Origin of the sequence: Corynebacterium lipophilum (assembly GCF_024102595.1) — a bacterium.
GTDB lineage: Bacteria > Actinomycetota > Actinomycetes > Mycobacteriales > Mycobacteriaceae > Corynebacterium > Corynebacterium pseudogenitalium.
In genome coordinates this window covers 1-20,381 of the sequence record NZ_JAEUWV010000016.1, presented here as the reverse complement: position 1 = coordinate 20,381, position 20,381 = coordinate 1, and the positions used below count along the sequence as shown (strand labels likewise).

Genomic DNA, 20,381 nt, shown 5'->3' with positions numbered 1-20,381 from the left:
ATGGCGTCCCAACATGCTGTAGCTGATATCCGCAGTGAATCGTTCCCTGAGTACGAGGGCAAGATTCAGGACCTGTACGTCGAAGGCTACGACCCGGTGTCGTACTCCGCGCCGCACTCTTCGCTGCTGCGCTACTCCACGTGGGTAGCGATGGGCCTGATCTTGGCGTCACTGTTCGGTATGGGGCTTGCCATCTGGGGCGCAACTGTTGGCACGTACGGGTATGGTGCGTCTGCTGAGGTCAGCAGCCAGCTCATCCTGTACGGCCTCGTAGAGGCGGTTGTGACGTTAGTGCTCGGCGCGTTCCTCATCGTGAAGGGTCGCGCGGCCTACCGTCAGTACCGCGAGCAAACCGGTCGCGTCAACTAGCGGCTACCTCCAGGTCTCCCCGTCACCACGCTCAATATGGTGGCGGGGAGATTTTTGCTTTAATCAAGTGCATGGCTACACACGCGTTAATGGAGCTCACCGAGGCGGACGAACAGCGCCGCAGGACACTGCGGAAGTACAAGATCGGGGTGACGGCCCTGCTTGGGCTGATGGCCGTGATCTTCCTGACGTGTTCGTGGTGGCAGTCGCAGGGCACCGCGCCGTTGTGGGTGGGGTACGTGCGCGCGGCGGCGGAGGCCGGGATGGTCGGCGGGCTGGCGGATTGGTTCGCGGTCGCGGCGATCTTTAAGCACCCGATGGGGCTGCCTATCCCGCACACGGCCCTGGTGCCGAACAAGAAGGACCAGGTGGCTGACGCGCTGAGTGACTTCGTGAGTGAGAACTTCCTCAACGCGGAGACCATCACCGAGAAGGTGATGGCGGCGGGCATCCCGGAGCGTGCCGGAAGGTGGTTGTCGCTTGAGAAGAACGCGAAGCGGGTGTCGGAGGAGGTCGGCAAGTTTACGGTCAAGGCCGTTGAGGCGGTCGACCCTGCGGAGGCTGAGGAGTTCCTCAACTCGCAGGTCATTGACCGGTTCGCGGAGCCGATCTGGGGCCCGCCGATCGGGCGCGCGCTGGAGGGCTTCATCGCGGACGGCAAGATCGAGCCGGTGGTCGACGACATCGTCGCCTGGGGCAACGAGCGCCTCGCCGGCATGGAGGACGCCATCGTCCGCACCATCGATGAGCGCATGCCCGCTTGGGCCCCGAAGTTCGCCAAGGACCTGGTCGGTGCGAAAGTTTATAACGAGCTGGTGGCGTTCATGGCGGACGTCGATAAGGACAAGGACCACGAGGCTCGCCGAGCTATTCGACGCCAAATCAACCAGTTCGCGCAGGACCTGCAGTTCGACGGCGCCATGATCACTCGTGTGGAGGAGCTGAAGGCGGACGTGATGGCGTCGAATGCGGTGCAGAACGCGGCCGCTGGGCTGTGGGGGCAGGTGTCGGCGGCGATTATTGAGTCGGCGTCGGATCCGGAGAGTTTGGTGCGTCGAAAGATAGCCCTGACAGTGCACGAGTGGGGCGAGAAGCTGGTCAACGAGCCGGCGACTCGTGAGGCGGCCGAGCGCAACCTGCAGAAGTGGACGCACTTCGCTGCGGAGAACGGCGCGGGCCAGATCGTCGGGATCATTTCGGAGACGATTCAGAAGTGGGACGGGCAGGAAGCCGCCGACAAGATCGAGCTGATGGTGGGCAAGGATCTGCAGTACATCCGCGTGAACGGCACGATCGTGGGTGCATTGGCCGGACTTGTTATATACGCTGTGTCACAGTTGCTGTTTTTCTAAAAGGAGAATGATGATGTCTGAGAACAATTCTGGTCTGCGCGATATTGCGGATGCGTTGCTGGTTGCTGGGCAGTCGGTCGGGGAGGCCGTCGGCAAGCTGGGCGGCGATGTGACTGATCAGCTGAAGCAGGCTGTGGACAATGCTCGCAGCACGTTTGACGGTGCGGGCGACGACAAGGAGCTGAAGGACGCAGTGTCCTCCTTTGCGAGCGACGCCGAGTCCATCGTGCGCAACATCGGTGATTCCGCGGAGGCCGGCGAAGCCAAGGACGCGTTCAAGCTGGTCGCTGAGGAGATCCGCGATGCGTTCGGCAACATCGACGCTGATGACGCGAAGCAGCGCATCGAGTCCGTGGTTGCGCGTGTGCAGGAGCGCGTCGCTGACCTGGGCGGCAAGAAGTAATGTCCCTCACTGCTGAGCAGCTGATCATGTCGCTGCCCGTGATGGCGAACGCGCTGCTGTTTTGGGTGCTGGCCATCGCGGGCATTGTGGCGGCGGTGATGGCGGCGTCGACGCGCCCGGACGCGTTTGAGGCGGCGGGGCGTCAGTCGAAGGGCACGTGGGTGGCCATCCTGGCAGGTTCCGCGTTCGCCTGCATGCTGTCGTTGCCGTTCGTGGCGTGGATCGGCGCGGTCGCTATCGGTGTGTACTACTTCGATGTGCGGCCGCAGATCAACAACATTTTGCGGGGGAACTACGGCTGGTAAGCAGGCCTACTGCTGGTAGGCCTGAAGTTCGGCGAAGTCCACGTTGTGGCCCTGCATGGTAACGCGGAGGCCGCCGGGGACGACGTCGAAGCCGGTGATGCGCATCGTCTGGTCGGTGTACTCGGCCACGCCGTTGGTGAGGGCCTCGGTAATCGCGGAGGAGATCTCATCCGGCAGCGTGTTGCCGAACAGCGAGGTGTCGACGGCCTGGACGGAGAACCCGCCGGCGTCGTCAATTTCGGGGCGAAGTGAAACCGCAGCGGCGCCACCGCTGAACTCGACGGTGAATGTGCCGTCCTCGGGGGAGGTGGTCACCTCGGACACGTTGATGAGCGCGGAGAGGAAATCGCTGCCGATGTTCTGCTGCAGCTGCGTGTTCAGCATCGCGCGCACGAACTCGCTCGGAACCTCGGTGGTGGCGGTCAGGGTGTCCGCGACGGACTTGCCGCTGGCGTCGACCTTGATGGAGTCCATCTCCACAGTGGAGGCTGGCTGGCCGGTGGTTTCGTCGCCGTTGACCACCAGTGTGGATGGCGTGGTCACCGTGACGTGCGGGATGGTGCCGCGCAGCATGCCCAGCGTCAGGGGGGAAGCGCCGAAGGAAACCTCGGTGCCCTCCGGGGCTTGGTCACGCATCTGGCTGCCGATGTAGGCGCGTGAGCCGGCCTCGGCGGCGATGAATAGGACCAGGATGGCGGCGAGGATGCCGATCAGGACTTTCCAGACGGTTTTCATGCGCACTAGTGTAGCGACTCACCTTTGGGCGCCACAGCCGCCCAGTCGACGGTGACGGTGTTATCGCTGAGGCGGCGGCGCACCGGAGTGATCGGCCAGTCACGGGCGAGCGCCTCGCGGGCGTGGCGCCACCGCACGCGCGGGCCGTGCGGTTCCCAGCCGGCGGCGTGTTCCCAGGCGGAGTCGGCGTCGCGAAGAAAGTCGTGGATGGGCTCGCCCGGGACGTTGCGGTGGATGAGCGCCTTCGGTAGGCGTTCGGCGAGGTCGCTGGGCGTCGAAATGTCGAATGGGTCCCAGGACAGGGTGAGGGTTTGGGGGCCGGTGGCGTCGAGAAGTACCCAGGTGCTGCGGCGGCCGAGCTCGTCGCAGGTGCCCTCGATGAAGAGACCGCCGGGTGCGAGCTTGGAGGTGACGGTGCGCCACACGTCGGGGACTTCCGCGACGTCGTACTGGCGCAGCACGTTGAACGCGCGCACAAGCTGCGGCTGGTAGCCGGCGAGCTCAAACCCGCCGAGCTCGAAGCGGACGCCGTCGCGCGGCGGGAGGACCCGCTCGGGGTTGATCTCCAGGCCCACGACCTCGACGTTGGGGTTGATGCGCCGCAGCCAGCCCGCCCACTCGCAGGTGGTGGTGTGGGAGGCGCCGTAGCCGACGTCGAGTGCTAGTGGGGTTCCTTCGCGCAAAAGCGAAATGACCCGCGCGTTGTGGCGGGTCCATCGATCGCAGCGTCGCAGTCGGTTGATGCCGGTCGTGCCCCGGGTGATCACCCCGTAGGGCTGCCCGTGGCCCGCCTGCGAGCGCAGATTGTGGTGGTGCTTAGAGATTGTTGGAGATCCATTCCTCGGTGAGCTTCGCCTCGTTCTCGACGATCTCCTCGAGCGCCTCAGCAACCTTCGGCTCCAGCGCAGCGCCCATGAACGGGATGTCTACCTTTGCCTCGTTGTCGTAGGCCAGGGAGGTGGTGTCGCCGTTGTCGGTCAGCGTGATCTCGCCGCCGAAATCGACCGGAGTGCCCTTGACGTCACCGGTGAAGGTGATCGGGTCGGTGCCGGTGTTGACGGTGCGCTTCAGCTTCAGGTCCTGCGAAATCATGGCCTGCGCTGCCTCAGGCAGGATGGACTTCGGCAGGATCTCGAAGAGGACGGCAGTGGAGCCGTCGAACTCGTGGAGCTCGCCCGGTTCGGGGGAGAGCTTCTCCGCGATGAACGCCCAGTAATCCTTGCTTGCGAAGGCGTCGCGCACCTTCTGGGCAGGATGGTTGATGGTTACGGTGATTTCACTACGTGCAGTCATAGTGAACAGACTACCGTTGATGGGGTGTCTGATACATCTTTTGCCTCAATGACAACTCTGCGCGTCGGCGGCACCCCCGCTGATGTGATCCGCTGCGACACCGCCGAGGACCTCGCTGCGACGGTCGCGCGCCTCGACGCCGCAGGCACGCCGCTGCTCATCGTTGGTGGCGGCTCCAACTTGGTGGTCGCCGACGGCCCGCAGGCAGTCACTGCTGTGCTCGTGCGCAACCCCGGCATCGAACTTATCGACGCCACCACCCTCCGCGTCGGCGCCGGCACCGTGTGGGACGACGTGGTTGCCTACGCCGTGGAGCACGGCCTGGCGGGCATTGAGGCCCTGTCCGGCATCCCGGGCTCCGCGGGTGCCACGCCGGTACAGAACGTGGGGGCCTACGGCGCCGAGATCGCTGACGTGCTGCACCGCGTCCGCCTGTGGAACCGAGAGACCGGCGTGGACGAGTGGGTTACCCCGGAGTCGTTGGAGCTGGCATACCGCTACTCCAACCTGAAGTTCACCCACCGCGCCGTGGTCCTCGAGATCGAGCTGAAACTGACCAAGTCGGACCTGTCGGCGCCGCTGCGCCACCTCGGCGGCAAGCGGGTCCCACTCGCGGAGGCACGCGCATCCGTCCTGGAGACGCGCCGGGCGAAGGGCATGGTGCTCGACCCGGCCGACCACGACACTTGGTCCGCAGGCTCCTTCTTCACCAACCCGGTGGTGGACGCCTCGGTCGCAGATGCGATCGGTATTGAGGGGATGCCGCGCTACCCACAGGAGGACGGGCGCGTGAAGCTCTCCGCCGCCTGGCTCATCGAGCGCGCCGGGTTCCCGCGCGGCTACCCCGGCGAGCACGCCCCGGCCCGCCTGTCCACCAAGCACACCCTGGCGCTGACGAACCGGGGCAACGCCAAGGCCGACGACATCGTGGCCCTGGCCCGCGACGTGCAAGCCGGTGTGGAGCGCGCATTCGGCGTCCGGCTCGTGCCGGAGCCGGTGTGGGTCGGGATGTCGATCTAATCACCTACAGGCGGGACAGGAGCTCTTCCTGCACCTTGCGGCGCGACAGCTTGCCCAGCTGGTCCTTCGGCAGTTCCTCGAAGTGGTAGAAGGTGCGCGGCACTTTGTAGCGGGTGAGGTTCTTGCGCGCGAAGTCCTTCAGGCCGTCCGGGTCGAGTGGGGCGCCGTCGCGAAGTGTCACGCAGGCAACGACGTCCTCGGAGCCGTCCTCGCGCGGGCGGCCGACGACGGCGACGTCGACAACATCGGGGTGGGTGCGCATGACCGTTTCCACCTCGGCGGGGTAGACGTTGAACCCGCCGGTGATGATGAGCTCCTTGAGGCGGGAAACGAGCTTGATGAAGCCGTCCTCCTCCATGACGCCGAGGTCGCCGGTGCAGAACCAGCCGTCGTGGAAGGCCTGCTCGGTGGCTTCAGGGTTGTTGAGGTAGCCCGCGAAGACCTGCGGGCCGCGGGCGAGGATTTCGCCGGGCTCGCCGTAGGGCATGTCCTCGTCCAGGTTGTCGGGGTTGACGATGCGGATCTCGGTGTCGGGGAAGGGGATGCCGATGTAGCCCGCGCGGCGGTCCGCGGTGCCCGGGTTACCGATCAGGATCGGGGAGGTCTCGGTCAGGCCGTAGCCTTCGACGAGGTGGCCGTGGGTGACGCGCTCCCACGCCTCGATCGTCTCGACGGGCAGGGAGGCCGCGCCCGAAAACCCGGTGTTGACACCGTTGATGTTGAGGCCTTCGTTGTTGGCGGCGTCGATAATTCGCTCGAACACGGTGGGCACGCCGGGGATGAAGGTGGGCTTGAACTTCTTGATGGAGCCCATGACGAGGTCCATTTTTGGCGCCGGCAGTAGGTCGACCTCGGAGCCGATGAGCACCGTGAGCGTCAGCGAGAAGGTGAGGCCGTAGGCGTGGAAGAACGGCAGGGTGACCAGCATGCGCTGCTGGTCCTTGGATTGCAGGTCCTTGACCCACGCGACGCCCTGCCACGCGTTGGCGTGCAGGTTCTTGTGGGAGAGCACCGCGCCCTTCGGCTCCCCGGTGGTGCCGGAGGTGTAGAGGATGAGCGCTGGGTCGTCGGGGGCGATGTCGGCCTCGGTGGCCAGATCGTCGCCCTCGCCGCCGATGGCGGAGCCGAGCAGCGTCTCCCACGGCACCGTCTTGAGTACGGTGTTGGAGCTTTGCACGGTGAGCTGCTCGCGGGCGTTGCGGATCTTCGCAATCGGGATGCGCAGCGCGAGCTGCTGCAGCTTCGGCATCGCCTTGGTCATGTCGACGGAGATGACCGTCTCCAGGTCTGTGGTGGCGCGCAGCGTTTCGAGGGTGTCGGCCGCCTTGTCCCAGGCGATGGCCACGCGGGCACCGTGGTTCTGGAACTGTGGGCGAAGCTCGTTCGCGGTGTAGAGCGGGTTGTGCTCGACGACGACGCCCCCAAGCTTCTGCACCGCGAAGAACGCGATGACGTGCTGCGGGCAGTTCGGCAGCAGGATGGCCACGCGGTCACCCTTGCGCACGCCGAAGGCCTTGAGCCCCGCGGCAGCGCGGCGGACTTCCTTGTCCAGCTCGGCATAGGTCATGGAGCGGCCGAAGAACCTGGTCGCTGGCTTGTCGGCGTTGCGTTCCAGGTTGTCGTCGTAGATGCCTGGCAGCGTGGTGAACCCGTACTCGAGCGAGTGCGCGGTCCACTCCGGGTAGTACTGCAGCCATGGCTTTGTGGTGTTTGCGTCCAAGGTCATGGCCCTACCCTACGCTACCGTAACCTATTGTGTGGACTGCAGCATGGCCACCAGTTCCTGCTGGACCGCGCGGCGTCGGATCTTGCCGGTCTGGTCCCGGTTCAAGTCCTCGAAATGGTAGAAGGTGCGCGGCACTTTGTAGCGGGTCAGGCGCTGGCGAGCGTGCTCCTTCAACCCTTCCGGGTCGAGCGGGGCGCCGTCGCGAAGTGTGACGCACGCAACGACGTCCTCGGAGCCGTCCTCGCGCGGGCGGCCGACGACGGCGACGTCCTCGACGTCTGGGTGCGTGCGCACCGCCTCCTCGACCTCGTCCGGGTAGACGTTGAATCCGCCGGTGATGATGATTTCCTTGATGCGCGCCACCAGGCGGATGAAGCCGTCGGGCTCCATGACGGCCATGTCGCCGGTTCGGAACCAGCCGTCGTGGAAGGACTTCTGGGTGGCCTCTGGGTTGTTGAGGTAGCCGGAGAACACCTGCGGGCCGCGCGCGAGCAGCTCGCCGGGTTCGCCGTCGGGCATGGTCTCGCTGGGGTTGTCCGGGTTCGCGATGCGGATCTCGGTGTTCGGGAATGGTACACCGATGTAGCCGGGGCGCCGGTTGCCGTCGAGGGGGTTGCCGCACAGGATCGGGGAGGTTTCGGTGAGCCCGTAGCCTTCGATGAGCTGCCCGCCGGTCACGCGTTCCCACAGCTCAATGGTGCTTTGCGGCAGCGTTGCGGCGCCGGAGATCGCGCTGTGGAAGGAGGAGAGGTCCACATGCTTTTCGACGGCCCACTGCGCAATCCGCTCGTACAGCAGTGGCACGCCAGGCAGGAGGGTGGGGCGAGTCTTCAAGATGGCCTGCTGGTAGAGCTTCGGCTTCGGTGCCGGGACGAGCACCATCTGGCCGGCGACGGTCAGGGGGAACCCGTAGTTCAGGGCCAGGCCGTAGATGTGGAACATTGGCAGGATGGCGAGCACCTTCTCGTTGACGGCGCCCCAGTCCTTGACCCACTGTGCGCCGGCGACCAGGACGGAGAGCACGTTGGCGTGTGTCAGCGGCACGCCCTTGGGGGTGCCGGTGGTGCCGGAGGTGTACAGGATGAACGCGGTGTCGGATTGCGCGATGGTCGGCAGGTTCGTCGGTGTGGCGGGCTTCGCCACGAGGGATTCCCACGCGATCGCCTTCGGTGCGGGCTTGTGCAGTTCCTCGCGCTGGCTGCGCACCGACCCGAGCGGCACCTGCAGGGCGAGCTGCAGGTGGCGGGGCATGGCGTCGATAAGGTTGACGGCGATGACGGTCTCGAGCGCCGTCGTTTCCTGCAGCGTGTGGAAGGTCTCGGCCTCCCGGTCGAACACGATGGCCACGCGCGCGCCGTGGTCCAGGAACTGTTTCTCCAGCTCGTAGGCGGTGTAGAGCGGGTTGTGCTCGATGGCGACGGCCCCGATGCGCAGGATCGCGGTGATGGCGATGACGTGCTGCGGGCAGTTCGGCAGTGCGATAACAACGCGGTCGCCGGGTGCCACGCCGAGGCGCTGCAGGGCGGCAGCGAGGCGGTTGACCTGCTCGTTGAGGGCTTGGTAGGTGAGTGTTTTGCCCATGAACCAGGTGGCGGTGCGGCCCGGGTGGGTGGTTGCGGCGGTATTGAACAGGCTGACGAGGGTGTCGCTGCCGACGATCGGGTTCGGGTCGGTCCATTCGGGGTAGTGTGCGAGCCAGGCTTTGGTTTCGTAGGCGCCCATGAACACTCCTTTGTTAGCTAGTCGAAAGTAGGTGAGGGAAAGTATAACCTACGGGTTGGTAGGTTTTGCTAGTTTTCCACATCAGGTACGCTCGTGAGCCATTGGGGAAACACAAGGGGGGATTCCATTGACCACATTTTTCGACGCCACCACTGACCTCACACCGCCAACCGGCCTCGACCAAAGCAACCTGGTCGATCCCGTGAAAGCACCGCCGAAACAGGGCTGGCGCAAACTTGTCCACAGCGCCAGCCGCGGCCGCATCAACCCGGGGCGCTCCCGCGCCCAAGCCGAACGCGACGAACTCATCGACGCCATCCGTGCACCCCTGCGCGGCGACTACCGGATTGCCGTCATGTCGCTGAAAGGGGGCGTCGGCAAGACAACAACAACCATTGCTCTCGGCGGCGTCTTCGCCGAAACCCGTGGCGACCGCGTCATCGCTATCGACGCCAACCCGGACCTCGGCACGCTCGCGCAACGCGCCACCGCCAACTCACCCGCCACCATCCGTGACCTCCTGCTCGCGCAGGACACCTCGCGGTACCCGCAGGTCCGGGCATTTACCAACCAGGCCAGCTCACGCCTCGAAGTCATCGGCTCCGAACGCGACCCGGCCGTTAGCGAAGCCTTCTCCGAACTTGATTACCGCAAGGCCATCGACATCCTGCAACACCACTACAACGTCATCCTCACCGACTGCGGCACCGGCCTCATGCACTCCGCCATGGCCGGCGTCCTCGACCTGGCCAACGCGCTCGTCCTGGTCACCTCGCCAGCCCTCGACGGCGCCCAGTCCGCCGCAGCTACCCTCGACTGGCTCAGCCTCCACGGCTACGACCAGCTCGCCTCCAATGCGGTCGTCGTCATTAGCGCGGGCGCGCCGGGCAAACCCACCATCGACATGGAGCGCCTTACCGAGCACTTCGCCGCCCGTACCCGCGCCGTCCACGCCATCCCATACGACCGCCACCTCGCCGAAGGTGCCGTCGTCGATATGGACCGCCTCGCACCCGACACCCTGCGCGCCTACCAGCAGCTCGCCGCGACCGTCGCAGCGGACTTTGGGTCGTGGCACCGCCACGCGGTGATGTAATACGCTGGCGGGCATGCGCGTCGCCATGATTTCAATGCACACCTCGCCCCTCGAGCAGCCCGGCATCGGGGATGCCGGGGGGATGAACGTGTACATCCTCAATATCGCCCAGCAGCTCGCGCGCCAGGGCATCGAAGTCGACGTGTTCACCCGCGCCACGCGCCCCAGCCAGCCACAAATCGCCGAGGTCGAGCCCGGCTTCCGGGTCATCCACATCGTCGCCGGCCCCTACGAAGGCCTGCCCAAAGAGGAACTGCCCACGCAGCTCGCCACGTTCGCCGGCGGCATCGTACAGTTCTGCCGAATTTACGACGCCCACTACGACATCATCCACGCCCACTACTGGCTCTCCGGCCAGGTCGGCTGGCTGCTTGCCGAACTGAGCGACGTCCCCCTCATCTACACCGGCCACACCTGGGCCGCCGTCAAAAACGCCTACGCGTCTGGCGCCGAAAGCTCCGAAAGCGAAGCCCGCCGCATCTGCGAACAACAACTCGTGGACAACGCCGACCGCCTCGTGGTCAACACCGAAGACGAAATCACCGAACTGTCCCGCCACTACGACGTCGACCCCGCCAAAATTGCCGTGGTCACCCCCGGCGCCGACACCGAGCTCTACACCCCCGGCACCAACCGCAACACCGAAATGTCACGCCGCCACCTCGGCATCCCCGTCCACGCCAAAGTGGTCGCCTTCGTCGGCCGCCTCCAAGAATTCAAAGGTCCGCAGGTGCTCATCCGGGCCATCGGCCAACTCGTTCGCGACGGCGTCGACTACCCCCTGCGCGTCCTCATCTGCGGCGGCGCCTCCGGCGGCGGGGTGAGCGTCGATACGTATCAGCGACTCGCCGAGGAGGAGGGCGTGGGCCACATCGTGCGCTTCCTCGGGCCGCGACCGCCGCAGGAACTCGTGAACGTCTACCAGGCCGCCGACATCGTCGCCGTCCCCAGCTACAACGAGTCCTTTGGCCTCGTCGCCGTTGAAGCCCAGGCCACCGGCACGCCCGTTGTCGCCGCCGCCGTCGGCGGCCTACCGATCGTCGTCGCCGACGGCGAAACCGGCACTCTCGTCCCCAGCCACGACCCCGTCGACTGGGCCAACGCCATCGGCACCCTCCTCCGCGACGACGACACCCGCATCGCCATGGGCCAAGCCGCCGTCGCCCAAGCCAGCAAGTTCAGCTGGCGCGAAAGCGCCCACGACCTCACCGGTATCTACCAGGACGCCCTCGACCACTTCGACCGCGGCCTCTGCGACCGGAAGGCCATCGGGAGCTAGTCGCGTGTTTTTGGGGGGTTGCGCACCAAATTCGATGTTTCGTTTCGTTCTAGTGCTGGCGCGTTTCCCCAGTTCACCGGCGCTGCGTGAAGGAATGTGGTGTCACCCCAGCAGACCCGAGTGCCAAAGGACGCAACCCACTTTTCGCGACCTGGGCGTTTGCCGGAATCGGCGGACAGGATTGCGTCCTTTGGCACTGGCTCCCCAATCTATGCACCAAATCCGATGTTCTCCCCTCGTTGACCGGTGCTACATTCAAATCGAAAAGGATTGGACTGTTAGTCTTTCATGGAGGAGTTACTGTGATGATGGAATTTAGATTTCTTGTACCCGGATTGGTCACAGTGGCTGTGGCGGCATCTGGGGCTACCCATAGCGCTTCTGCCGAAGTCACGGAGCCCCAAGCAGCAAGCAACGTAGCGGAGTCAAGCAAAACAGACAACGTGTTCGATTTCGCCGATACGATGGGGTATGTATTCAAACATCGCGAGCTCTCTGGAGAGATGTATGAGGCGATTGTCTGGGGAGTGACATCAGAAGAAAAAGCAGCGAAGTGTCGTGAGCTGCGGAAGTCTCCGGTCCAGCCTGCAATTGGTGAGCCAATTTGTCCATCTCAGGCATATACGTCGGCAGACGTGGCCCTAGCGAAGTATGCCTCCACGTTTGCCAAAGGGTCGCCGATTTTGGCCTTGCGGATAGCTGTCGCGGTCTTGGCCGCGCTTGGTGGTGCTGTGTACGCGGCTGGCCCTCAGCTGGCGGCTTGGGGTGTGCCGGTCCCCTGGCTGTGAGGCTGTAAAACCAAAAGGTTGTCGGACGGGGTTTGCCAAGGGATGGCTAGGGTTTGTCCATCAATTGAGTGAAGCCGTCCCAAGCGTCTCCACCGCCGCGGCCGCGCCCCACTTGCCGAGCTGCTGCGCGTGGTGGTCGACCGCACCTGAGACGTCGGCGGCGAGGCGTTGCGCCTGCTCAACGGTGCGGACCTGTCCGGCGCGCTGGGCGGCAACGTCGGCGTCGCGTTGGGCTGCGGCGACGGCCTCGTCGAAGCCCTGCTTGCCGGTCTTGCGCGGTTTCAGTTCGGGGTTGTCCTGCATGATCTGGCCCATCAACGCCCCTTGCTCCTGGTTGAGTGGGGTGAAGTCGCCGTGGGGCGCGGTGGAATCGGGGAGTGCGAAGGCTTCGTTGACTTTGCCGTCGGGGACGTTGAAGGCGTCTTCGATGATGCGGTCGGCACGCTGGGCTTTGCCGAGGGGTCCTATGCCCATGGAGCTGACGCCGAGGACGGCGCCGTCGCGGGGGTCGTAGTTGATGCCGCCGGAGTCGCCGTGTTCGTAGCGCAGGCCCCAGGAGTAGATGCTGTTGCGGGAACGCGCGAGTTGGTGGCCGCAGGTGCGGCCGGTGGTGGCGCCGTCTTTGCAGATGGGCTGGCCGAAGTTGGAGGTGTCGAAATAGTTGTAGGGCAGGTTGCGGGTGTCCTGGATGTAGCGCAGTTCGCGGGGTGCGCCGTGGGCGTGGCCGTTGGCGTCGCGGGAAAAGGACATGCGGGTGGCTGGGGTGTCGGGGGCGGCGGTGACGACGCCCCAATCCGGGGTGTTGACGGTGTCCCAGAAGAACTGTGAGGGGAGGTAGACGTCGGCGTAGTCGGTGGAGGGTTTGAGGTTGGTTGGGGTGCCGATGGGGCGGTAGCTGGCGTCGATAGGCACTTCGACGCGGTGGGTGCGCATGACGTCGGTGGGCTCGTTGTCGACACCCTCGGAGAGGTCGAAGCAGTGGCCGGCGGTGAGCATGACGAGCTGGCCGTTGATGGTGCCGCTGAAGCCTTGGGAGCAGGACGCGGCGCTGGCGTGTTCGGGGATGGAAATTGTGTGATTGCCCACTCGCATTGTGGTCGGCGGCTGCTCCGGGAGGACGCGAAATGGCGCTCCAGGTGCGAGAAGTGCGGCAGTGAGCGCGGCGGCGACGGCGTTGGTGTGGATCATGAGACCCAACCTTAAAGAAAAATCATACGATTCGTGGCATGATTGGTGCCATGACGAATGGAAAGTTGATTCTTGTCCGTCACGGACAAAGTGAATGGAACAAGTCCAACCAGTTCACCGGCTGGGTCGATGTCAATCTGACTGAGCAGGGTGAGCAGGAAGCCGTCAACGCCGGTAAGTTGATGGCAGAAAAGGGCGTGCTGCCGGACATCGTGTTCACGTCGCTGCTGCGTCGTGCGATCCGCACCGCGAACATCGCGCTGAACGCTGCGGACCGTCACTGGATCCCAGTTGTGCGTAACTGGCGCCTCAACGAGCGTCACTACGGCAAACTGCAGGGCCTGAACAAGGCAGAGATCCGTGAAAAGTACGGCGAGGACCAGTTCATGAGCTGGCGCCGTTCCTACGACACTCCGCCACCAGAAATCGACGCCGACAACGAGTACTCCCAGACCGACGACGTGCGTTACGCGTTCCTCCCAGAGGTGCCACGCACGGAGTGCCTGAAGGACGTTGTGGAGCGCTTCCTGCCGTACTACATCGACGTCATCCTGCCTGAGGTTCTCGACGGCAAGACGGTCATGCTGGCTGCGCACGGTAACTCGCTGCGCGCGCTGGTGAAGTACCTGGACAACATCTCCGACGATGACATCGCTGCCCTGAACATCCCGACCGGCATGCCGCTGGTCTACGAGATTGACAGCAAGGGCAAGGTGCTCAACCCAGGCGGGACGTACCTTGATCCGGAGGCGGCTGCGGCAGGTGCTGCTGCGGTTGCTAACCAGGGCCAGAAGTAAGTAGTCGCATTGTCCCCGCTACTGGCGTTTTTAGGGGGCGTAGTTCTCGCAGCGCTTGCTGCACCGTTGGTGCGGCGGGCGCTGCGTTGGCGTTTACGCAACCGGGTTGATGGTGGTTCGGATTCCCGCAGGGCGGCCACGATTAGTGAGGTGCTGCAGCTGGCGGTGCAGGGCTCGCCGACGGGGATTGCGGTGATGAACCAGGAGGGCAAGGTGCTGCTCTCGAACGCGAGGGCGCACGATATGTCGCTGGTGTATGACCGCACGGTGCAGCCGGAGGTGTGGGACACCGCTCAGCAGGTCTTTGAGGATCAGGAGACGCACGTCCTTGACCTTGACCTGCCGATTCGCGCGACGGGGTCCCGCATTCGGAACGTGCGCGTGGTGGTCAAACCGCTGACGCTGACGGAGAACTCCTACGTGATTGCTTACAGCACGGACGAGTCCGAGAACGTGCGGATGGAGCACGCGCGCCGCGACTTCGTGGCGAACGTCTCGCACGAGCTGAAGACGCCGGTCGGCGGGATGGCGCTACTCGCGGAGGCGCTGCTGCAGGACCCGGATGACCCGGAGATGGTGGACTACTTCGGCACGAAGGTGCTGAAGGAGGCCCACCGGATGGGCGACATGATCACGGACCTGATTTCGCTGTCGAAGCTGCAGGGTGCGGAGGCGTTGCCGGAGATGTCGCCGGTGAGCCTCGACGAGGTGATTGACGACGCCATCACCCGCAATCACGTCACCGCCGAGGGCCGCAACATCGACCTGATCCGTGGGGAACCCACCGGGATTACGGTGATGGGGGACCAGTCGCTGCTGACGTCCGCGGTGAGCAACCTGGTGTCGAACGCCATTAACTACTCGCCGGACGGCCAGCCGGTGAGTATTACGCAGCAGGTGCGTATGTCCGGGAAGCAGAAGGTGGCGCTTGTGCGCGTCACTGACCGGGGGATCGGAATTGCGCTGGAGGATCAGAAGCGCGTGTTTGAGCGTTTTTACCGCGTCGATAAGGCGAGGTCTCGCTCGACTGGGGGGACTGGCTTGGGTTTGGCCATCGTGAAGCACGTGGCGCAAAACCACGGGGGTACTATCAGAGTGTGGTCGCGCCCGGGGACCGGGTCGACTTTCACGCTCGAGTTGCCGATGTAGCTTTTGCAGGAGGGTTTCCCTAACCGTGTCTACGAAGATCCTGATCGTTGAAGATGAAGAGTCCCTGGCGGATCCGCTGTCGTATCTGCTGGAAAAGGAGGGCTTTTCCACGGTGTGGGCGGCCGACGGCCCGGCGGCGCTCGAGGCGTTCGAGGCCAACGAGGTCGATCTTGTCCTGTTGGACCTGATGCTGCCGGGCATGAGCGGCACGGATGTGTGCCGGAAGCTGCGCGCGAGTTCGTCGGTGCCGATCATTATGGTCACGGCGCGTGACTCGGAGATCGATAAGGTGGTGGGCCTCGAGCTCGGCGCGGATGACTACGTGACCAAGCCGTACTCGACTCGCGAGCTCATTGCGCGCATCCGGGCGGTGCTGCGCCGCGGCGGGGAGTCGGCGGCGGAGGAAAAGGACGAGCCGAGCCGCGACGTACTCATCGGCGGCCGCGTCACCATGGACGTCGAGCGCCACAGCGTGCTTGTCGACGGCCAACCAGTCCGCATGCCGCTCAAGGAGTTCGACCTGCTGGAGTACCTGATGCGCAACGCCGGCCGGGTGCTTACGCGTTCCCAGCTCATCGACATGATCTGGGGTGCGGACTACGTCGGCGACACCAAGACCCTGGACGTGCACGTCAAACGGCTGCGCTCAAAGATCGAGGAGGAGCCGTCGAAGCCGAAGCAGCTGGTGACGGTGCGCGGCCTGGGCTACAAGTTCGAGGCCTGATCGCTGGCCGGGTGCGTGGTCTTCGCCTCACGCGGGAGTTTCGCGCGGGCGGCGCAGTGCGCGGCGAGGACCTCGTAGGGCTTCTCGCCAATGAGCTGCTGTAGCTCCTGCTTCATCGACTGCCACACGGGTGTACCGCCGGTGTGGCAGGCGGGCGCGTCGGTGCACCACCAGTCGAAGTCTTCGCCGCCGCCACCCCACTGGCGCCGGTCGTACTCGCCGATGGTGGTGCGCAGGATCTCCTGGCCGTCGGCGCGTTCCTCCCAGGAGTCCTCCCGGGAAAACGGCACTTGCCAGCACACTTCCGGTTTGGATCCGATGATGTTGCGGCCTTCCGCCATCGCCCACTGGTGCAGGGAGCAGCCCGGGCCGGTCTCGGCGCCGTTGCGGTTGGCGAAGATGCAGGCGCCATCCACCACGCGCGTCTTGATGTGTGGGCCGTCGTCCTCTTCTTCGGTGTCGTCCCATTCCAGCCAGGGCTCGAGGATGGTGGGGTCGGCGGCCGCGATGTAGGAATCGACGTCGCGGGGGCGCAGCTGCCAGTACTTCGCGGGCATCTCGGCGACCGCATTATAAAGGTCATCCCGGTCCGTTTCGTCGGAGAGGTACGCGCCGTGGATGCAGCAGCCGACAACGGAGAAGTCCTCATCAATCCCGTGGCACTGCGGGGTGCCAAACCGGCACGACCAGGTGGATTCCACCCACGTCAGGTCGATGCTGAAGTAGTGCAGCGGGTCCTCCGGGTGCATGAACACGAACCATTCGCGGGGGAAGTCGGTGGGCACTTCGCGTCCCGCGAGGATAGAGCGGCCGGCGGGGGATTCGGCGGGGAATCCGAGAAAAACTGGTTGATTCACACCAACACACCGTAGACGCACTACGCTGAGGGTGTGCGATTAGGTGTATTAGACGTAGGCAGTAATACGGTGCATCTCGTGGGGGTAGATGCCCGCAGCGGTGGCCGCCCCACCCCGATGAGTGACTGGAAGCAGCCGCTCCGGCTCGTCGAACTCCTCGACGACGAGGGCAATATTGAGCCTCGGGGCGTCGACAAGCTTGTCGACGCCGTGGGGGAAGCCGCAGGCCTAAGCAGCAAGCTGAAGTGCGAGGAGTTCCTCGCCTTTGCGACGTCCGCCGTGCGCTCGGCGACGAACTCCGAGGATGTGCTGAAGAAGGTTGAGAAGAAAACCGGCGTGCGCCTCGAAGTCCTCTCCGGCGAGGAGGAGGCGCGGCTGACGTTCCTCGCAGTGCGCCGCTGGTACGGGTGGTCCGCGGGGCGCATCAGCAACCTGGACATCGGCGGCGGCTCCCTGGAGATGTCCACCGGCACCGAAGAAAGCCCCGACCTGGCCGTGTCCCTCGACCTGGGCGCCGGGCGGCTCACCCACGAGTGGTTCGAATCCGACCCGCCTGAGCGTAAAAAGATCAACCTTTTGCGCGACTACATCGACGCTGAACTCGCCGGGCCCGCCCGCGAGTTCCACGCGCTGGGGGAGGCGGGGCTGGCCGTCGGCACCTCGAAGACGTTCCGCTCCCTCGCTCGGCTAACCGGCGCTGCACCCTCCTCAGCTGGGCCTTTCGTGAAGCGAACCCTCACCGCGCCGGGCCTGCGCCAGCTCATCGCGTTCATCTCCCGCATGACCGCAGCCGACCGCGCGGAGCTCGAAGGCATCAGCGCTGACCGCTCACACCAGATCGTTGCGGGTGCCCTAGTTGCAGAGGCTGCCATGCGAGCGCTTAAGCTTGATAAGTTAGAGATCTGTCCATGGGCGCTACGAGAAGGCGTGATCCTCCGTTGGATCGACCAAGGGCATGACTTAGGAGATGACGAAGGAGACAACGACTGATGTCTGAGGACAAGCAGCTGACGGTTGCGGAGCTCCTCGCCCGGGCCCAGAAAACCAACCCGGACGTGGGTAAGCGTCCCCGCCGACGCCGCAGCTTGGAGGAAGGCGGCGTCTCGGTCGCGGAGCTGACCGGCTCCTTCAAGGCTGTCGACGCCCGCCCGGCCGAAGCGAAGCACTCCAGCGTGCCACTCGACGCACCAGCCGAACCCGCACCGGCGAAGCCTGAGCCTGCTGCAGAGAAGCCTGCGGCCGAGAAACCTGCGGCTGCAAAGCCTGCGGCCGAGAAGCCGGTTGACCCGCCCGCGCCTGCGCCTGCCGCGCAGAAGGCCAGCCCTTCCGAGGACGAAACGACGCAGATCCGCGTCGTGGAGGACACCAAGGAGCCAGCGCAGCGCACCAAGGCTGAGCCTGCTGAGAAACCCGCCGAGGAAGACAGCCTCGACCTCTTCGACGACGACCATGTAGAGGATGTGGACGTCGAAAAGGTGGAGCCTGAAGCCGACGACGGCGCCGTCAACCCCATCATGCTGGTGCTCTTCGTGTTCATCGGCGTGGTTCTGGGCGTGCTCGGGTTCATGCTGTTCAGCTGGATCTGGGCGAACCTGGCAACCGCACTCGCAGCCATCCTGGGCGCCGCCGCTGTTGCGGGCGTCGTCTTCGGTGTGCGCGCGATGCACACTGGCCGCGATGGTCTGACCATGACGCTCGCGGGCGTTGCCGCCCTGGTCATGGCGTTCGGCCCGGCCCTGCTCTAAGGGCGTTTTCCACCACAGCGCCCCCGTGGCGCTAGTGTGTGGTGCATGGAAAAAATCGCAATCATTGGCGTTGGCAATATCGGCGAGGCCCTGCTGCAGGGGCTGATCGCCTCAAAGGTCGAACCGCACCACATCATTGCCACCTGCCGCTCCGAAGAGCGCGTGGCGGCGCTCGCCGAGCGCTACGCCATCCAGGCCACGACGGACAACGTCGAGGCCGCCGCCGACGCCGACGTTGTCTTCCTGTGCGTCAAACCCAACCAGATCATTGACGTGATCGGGGAGATCGCGGAGACTGTCGCGAGCAATTCGGTGCCCACCGTGCTCGTCTCGATGGCCGCCGGCGTCGACATCGCCGACATGGAAGAGGCAATCTCGTCCGCGGGCACTCCGATCATGCGCGTGATGCCCAACACCCCGATGCTCGTGGGCAAGGGCGTGCTCGCCGTCTCCGCCGGCCGCTATGTGGAAGACGAGCAGCGGGAGGCCGTCGAAAAGCTCTTGACGTCCGCGGGCCGCGTCGTCGCCGTCCCCGAAAAGGCAATGCACGCCGTCACCGCGCTCTCGGGTTCGGGGCCCGCCTACTACTTCCTGCTCACCGAAGCACTTATCGACGCCGGCGTTGCCCTCGGACTGCCCCGGGACCTCGCCACGGAACTGGCCACCCAAACCTGCGCCGGCGCTGGGGCGTTACTGGACCAGCACCCCGACCCCGTTGGCCTGCGCGCCGCCGTCTCCTCACCGGGCGGCACCACCGTCGCCGCAATCCGGGAACTCGAGGAGTCCGGCCTACGCGCCGCGATCTACCGCGCCACCGACGCCTGCGCGACGCGCTCCGAAGCTTACTGAGCCGATTGCGCCGGTTGCGCCGATTGCGCCGGTTGCGCCGGTTGTGCCACAGCAGTCACCGCTTTCACACCAGATACGGGGTGTTTCTCCAGGCACTTTGAAAGATTATCGGCACATGAGTCGCATTAGGCCCAGTGTTCACGATAAGGTTGTTTGAAGCACGTGCGTGTTTCGTCCTGCAGGAGGGGAAGCCTGCAGCGCGACCGTGCTGAAGGGTTTATGAATTAATGGCAAATGAAGATAAAGGCAAGTTCTTAACCGTCGCTGAAGTCGCCGAAATTATGCGCGTCTCCAAGATGACGGTCTACCGCTTGTTGCACTCGGGTGAGCTGCCGGCAGTACGCGTCGGCCGCTCCTTCCGCGTCAACGAAACGGCGGTCAGTGAGTACCTCGAGTCCTCCGTGTACGACGTCGGATAACTAGCACTCACCTTGCCCGAACCTTTTTGAGTGCCAAACACCTTGGTTGTATGCTTACACCCATTGCGTACACCACGAGTGAATGCTGGCACGTCAAGAACGTACTACGAAGAAACGAGGAAACCTTATGGGTTCAGTGATTAAGAAGCGCCGCAAGCGTATGTCCAAGAAGAAGCACCGCAAGATGCTTCGCCGCACGCGTGTTCAGCGTCGTAAGCTTGGCAAGTAAGCTTTTGCAGCGCCCGCACCACATGGTTGGAGCGGGCGTTTTTTCATGCGTGTGGCTCGCGCTCCATACCGGTGAGCGAGCGAATTAGCCTGGGGAAATGCGGACTTAAGTGACAAAATGTGTGCTTTTCTCGGCGTGTCGACTTAAGTGACAAAATGTGTGCTTTTTGGGGGCCGGGATGGGTGGGTTGTGGGGTGTTGTGCTGGGGTTATGAGCGTCCTGCCCAGCCGTGTCGGATGGCCCAGGAGGGGTTGAAGTCGGTGTCGATGCCGGTGTCGTAGACTTTCGGCCGGCCGTCGGGTGAGTTGGCTTGGTCGCGTTCACGCATGTGTGCCT

23 protein-coding genes are annotated in these 20,381 nt (G+C 64.6%); 16 read left to right on the top strand and 7 right to left on the bottom strand.

Annotated features, from left to right (window positions below; genetic code table 11):
* The 4 genes from JMN37_RS09240 (at position 1) to JMN37_RS09225 (ending at position 2,429) form a co-directional block, all read left to right on the top strand.
* The gene (locus JMN37_RS09240; protein WP_070363220.1) at positions 1-369 is read left to right on the top strand and encodes a hypothetical protein; all 369 of its coding nucleotides are present in this window, start codon (positions 1-3) and stop codon (positions 367-369) included.
* Positions 370-440: 71 nt separating this feature from the next.
* A complete protein-coding gene (locus tag JMN37_RS09235) occupies positions 441-1,721 on the top strand; it encodes a DUF445 domain-containing protein (protein ID WP_070363219.1) in 1,281 nt (426 codons plus the stop codon).
* 13 nt (positions 1,722-1,734) lie between these two features.
* A complete protein-coding gene (locus JMN37_RS09230; protein ID WP_071573628.1) occupies positions 1,735-2,124 on the top strand; it encodes a CGLAU_01105 family protein in 390 nt (129 codons plus the stop codon).
* Positions 2,124-2,429 carry a DUF2516 family protein gene (locus JMN37_RS09225; RefSeq protein WP_256472911.1) on the top strand — a complete coding sequence of 102 codons (306 nt, stop codon included), beginning with the start codon at positions 2,124-2,126 and terminating at the stop codon, positions 2,427-2,429. The genes JMN37_RS09230 and JMN37_RS09225 overlap by 1 nt, the downstream gene beginning before the upstream one ends.
* A gap of 6 nt (positions 2,430-2,435) precedes the next feature.
* Here the strand turns inward: JMN37_RS09225 and JMN37_RS09220 are convergent, their stop codons facing one another.
* The 3 genes from JMN37_RS09220 to JMN37_RS09210 are packed head-to-tail and all read right to left on the bottom strand — an operon-like array spanning position 2,436 to position 4,457.
* Positions 2,436-3,164, bottom strand: a complete 729-nt coding sequence (locus tag JMN37_RS09220) for an LmeA family phospholipid-binding protein (RefSeq protein ID WP_070975190.1) — start codon at positions 3,162-3,164, stop codon at positions 2,436-2,438.
* A gap of 5 nt (positions 3,165-3,169) precedes the next feature.
* Positions 3,170-3,988 (bottom strand): class I SAM-dependent methyltransferase, encoded by an 819-nt coding sequence (locus JMN37_RS09215; protein ID WP_071573648.1) that lies wholly within the window; start codon positions 3,986-3,988, stop codon positions 3,170-3,172.
* Positions 3,981-4,457 carry a DUF2505 domain-containing protein gene (locus tag JMN37_RS09210; protein WP_070477357.1) on the bottom strand — a complete coding sequence of 159 codons (477 nt, stop codon included), beginning with the start codon at positions 4,455-4,457 and terminating at the stop codon, positions 3,981-3,983. The genes JMN37_RS09215 and JMN37_RS09210 overlap by 8 nt, the downstream gene beginning before the upstream one ends.
* Between JMN37_RS09210 and JMN37_RS09205 the strand changes: the two genes are divergently transcribed.
* Positions 4,419-5,477, top strand: a complete 1,059-nt coding sequence (locus tag JMN37_RS09205) for a UDP-N-acetylmuramate dehydrogenase (RefSeq protein ID WP_071573630.1) — start codon at positions 4,419-4,421, stop codon at positions 5,475-5,477. The two genes, JMN37_RS09210 and JMN37_RS09205, sit on opposite strands and share 39 nt — an antisense overlap.
* A 4-nt stretch (positions 5,478-5,481) precedes the next feature.
* On the opposite strand, the gene JMN37_RS09200 is transcribed toward JMN37_RS09205, so the two are convergent.
* Positions 5,482-7,197, bottom strand: a complete 1,716-nt coding sequence (locus tag JMN37_RS09200) for a long-chain-fatty-acid--CoA ligase (protein ID WP_370296053.1) — start codon at positions 7,195-7,197, stop codon at positions 5,482-5,484.
* Positions 7,198-7,227: 30 nt separating this feature from the next.
* Positions 7,228-8,925: a long-chain-fatty-acid--CoA ligase gene (locus JMN37_RS09195; RefSeq protein ID WP_070363215.1), complete on the bottom strand. Its 1,698-nt coding sequence runs from the start codon at positions 8,923-8,925 to the stop codon at positions 7,228-7,230.
* Positions 8,926-9,052: 127 nt separating this feature from the next.
* On the opposite strand from JMN37_RS09195, the gene JMN37_RS09190 reads away from it, so the two are divergent.
* The 3 genes from JMN37_RS09190 to JMN37_RS09180 all read left to right on the top strand — a co-directional run bounded on the left by JMN37_RS09190 (position 9,053) and on the right by JMN37_RS09180 (position 12,088).
* The gene (locus JMN37_RS09190) at positions 9,053-10,021 is read left to right on the top strand and encodes a MinD/ParA family ATP-binding protein (RefSeq protein WP_070363214.1); all 969 of its coding nucleotides are present in this window, start codon (positions 9,053-9,055) and stop codon (positions 10,019-10,021) included.
* A 13-nt stretch (positions 10,022-10,034) separates the two neighbouring features.
* Positions 10,035-11,300, top strand: coding sequence for a D-inositol-3-phosphate glycosyltransferase (gene mshA, locus JMN37_RS09185; RefSeq protein WP_252931911.1), 1,266 nt, complete (start codon positions 10,035-10,037; stop codon positions 11,298-11,300).
* Between the two features lie 443 nt (positions 11,301-11,743).
* Complete coding sequence (locus tag JMN37_RS09180; protein ID WP_145945272.1) at positions 11,744-12,088, top strand: hypothetical protein; 345 nt, start codon at positions 11,744-11,746, stop codon at positions 12,086-12,088.
* Between the two features lie 60 nt (positions 12,089-12,148).
* On the opposite strand, the gene JMN37_RS09175 is transcribed toward JMN37_RS09180, so the two are convergent.
* Positions 12,149-13,276, bottom strand: coding sequence for a chymotrypsin family serine protease (locus JMN37_RS09175; protein WP_252931909.1), 1,128 nt, complete (start codon positions 13,274-13,276; stop codon positions 12,149-12,151).
* 50 nt (positions 13,277-13,326) lie between these two features.
* On the opposite strand from JMN37_RS09175, the gene JMN37_RS09170 reads away from it, so the two are divergent.
* Genes JMN37_RS09170 through JMN37_RS09160 form a run of 3 tightly spaced genes read left to right on the top strand, consistent with a single transcriptional unit; the run spans position 13,327 to position 15,946 of the window.
* Positions 13,327-14,073: a phosphoglyceromutase gene (locus JMN37_RS09170; protein WP_070363602.1), complete on the top strand. Its 747-nt coding sequence runs from the start codon at positions 13,327-13,329 to the stop codon at positions 14,071-14,073.
* A 9-nt stretch (positions 14,074-14,082) separates the two neighbouring features.
* A complete protein-coding gene (locus tag JMN37_RS09165) occupies positions 14,083-15,222 on the top strand; it encodes a sensor histidine kinase (protein ID WP_083290798.1) in 1,140 nt (379 codons plus the stop codon).
* 25 nt (positions 15,223-15,247) lie between these two features.
* A complete protein-coding gene (locus JMN37_RS09160; RefSeq protein WP_070363208.1) occupies positions 15,248-15,946 on the top strand; it encodes a response regulator in 699 nt (232 codons plus the stop codon).
* Here JMN37_RS09160 and JMN37_RS09155 read toward each other — a convergent pair.
* Positions 15,928-16,803: a DUF3109 family protein gene (locus tag JMN37_RS09155; protein ID WP_070363207.1), complete on the bottom strand. Its 876-nt coding sequence runs from the start codon at positions 16,801-16,803 to the stop codon at positions 15,928-15,930. The genes JMN37_RS09160 and JMN37_RS09155 overlap by 19 nt on opposite strands.
* 33 nt (positions 16,804-16,836) lie before the next feature.
* On the opposite strand from JMN37_RS09155, the gene JMN37_RS09150 reads away from it, so the two are divergent.
* The 5 genes from JMN37_RS09150 (at position 16,837) to JMN37_RS09130 (ending at position 20,045) form a co-directional block, all read left to right on the top strand.
* Complete coding sequence (locus tag JMN37_RS09150; protein ID WP_252931907.1) at positions 16,837-17,793, top strand: Ppx/GppA family phosphatase; 957 nt, start codon at positions 16,837-16,839, stop codon at positions 17,791-17,793.
* Entirely contained in the window at positions 17,793-18,548 is a 756-nt protein-coding gene (locus JMN37_RS09145; RefSeq protein WP_070363205.1) for a hypothetical protein, read from the top strand. Before JMN37_RS09150 ends, JMN37_RS09145 begins: the two co-directional genes overlap by 1 nt.
* Before the next feature lie 45 nt (positions 18,549-18,593).
* The gene (gene proC, locus JMN37_RS09140) at positions 18,594-19,397 is read left to right on the top strand and encodes a pyrroline-5-carboxylate reductase (protein ID WP_071573639.1); all 804 of its coding nucleotides are present in this window, start codon (positions 18,594-18,596) and stop codon (positions 19,395-19,397) included.
* Positions 19,398-19,624: 227 nt separating this feature from the next.
* Entirely contained in the window at positions 19,625-19,816 is a 192-nt protein-coding gene (locus tag JMN37_RS09135; RefSeq protein ID WP_070363204.1) for a helix-turn-helix domain-containing protein, read from the top strand.
* Positions 19,817-19,943: 127 nt separating this feature from the next.
* The gene (locus JMN37_RS09130; RefSeq protein WP_003855542.1) at positions 19,944-20,045 is read left to right on the top strand and encodes a 30S ribosomal protein bS22; all 102 of its coding nucleotides are present in this window, start codon (positions 19,944-19,946) and stop codon (positions 20,043-20,045) included.
* Positions 20,046-20,381 lie beyond the last annotated feature (336 nt).

Bases quoted from the DNA above. Each gene is read 5' to 3' on its own strand.
- JMN37_RS09235 (WP_070363219.1), top strand. From the start codon at position 441: ATGGCTACACACGCGTTAATGGAGCTCACCGAGGCGGACGAACAGCGC.
- JMN37_RS09230 (WP_071573628.1), top strand. From the start codon at position 1,735: ATGTCTGAGAACAATTCTGGTCTGCGCGATATTGCGGATGCGTTGCTG.
- JMN37_RS09225 (WP_256472911.1), top strand. From the start codon at position 2,124: ATGTCCCTCACTGCTGAGCAGCTGATCATGTCGCTGCCCGTGATGGCG.
- JMN37_RS09130 (WP_003855542.1), top strand. From the start codon at position 19,944: ATGGGTTCAGTGATTAAGAAGCGCCGCAAGCGTATGTCCAAGAAGAAG.
- JMN37_RS09175 (WP_252931909.1), bottom strand. From the start codon at position 13,276: ATGATCCACACCAACGCCGTCGCCGCCGCGCTCACTGCCGCACTTCTC.
- JMN37_RS09170 (WP_070363602.1), top strand. From the start codon at position 13,327: ATGACGAATGGAAAGTTGATTCTTGTCCGTCACGGACAAAGTGAATGG.
- JMN37_RS09205 (WP_071573630.1), top strand. From the start codon at position 4,419: ATGGTTGATGGTTACGGTGATTTCACTACGTGCAGTCATAGTGAACAG.
- mshA (WP_252931911.1), top strand. From the start codon at position 10,035: ATGCGCGTCGCCATGATTTCAATGCACACCTCGCCCCTCGAGCAGCCC.
- JMN37_RS09240 (WP_070363220.1), top strand. From the start codon at position 1: ATGGCGTCCCAACATGCTGTAGCTGATATCCGCAGTGAATCGTTCCCT.
- JMN37_RS09220 (WP_070975190.1), bottom strand. From the start codon at position 3,164: ATGAAAACCGTCTGGAAAGTCCTGATCGGCATCCTCGCCGCCATCCTG.
- proC (WP_071573639.1), top strand. From the start codon at position 18,594: ATGGAAAAAATCGCAATCATTGGCGTTGGCAATATCGGCGAGGCCCTG.
- JMN37_RS09210 (WP_070477357.1), bottom strand. From the start codon at position 4,457: ATGACTGCACGTAGTGAAATCACCGTAACCATCAACCATCCTGCCCAG.
- JMN37_RS09135 (WP_070363204.1), top strand. From the start codon at position 19,625: ATGGCAAATGAAGATAAAGGCAAGTTCTTAACCGTCGCTGAAGTCGCC.
- JMN37_RS09195 (WP_070363215.1), bottom strand. From the start codon at position 8,925: ATGGGCGCCTACGAAACCAAAGCCTGGCTCGCACACTACCCCGAATGG.
- JMN37_RS09145 (WP_070363205.1), top strand. From the start codon at position 17,793: ATGTCTGAGGACAAGCAGCTGACGGTTGCGGAGCTCCTCGCCCGGGCC.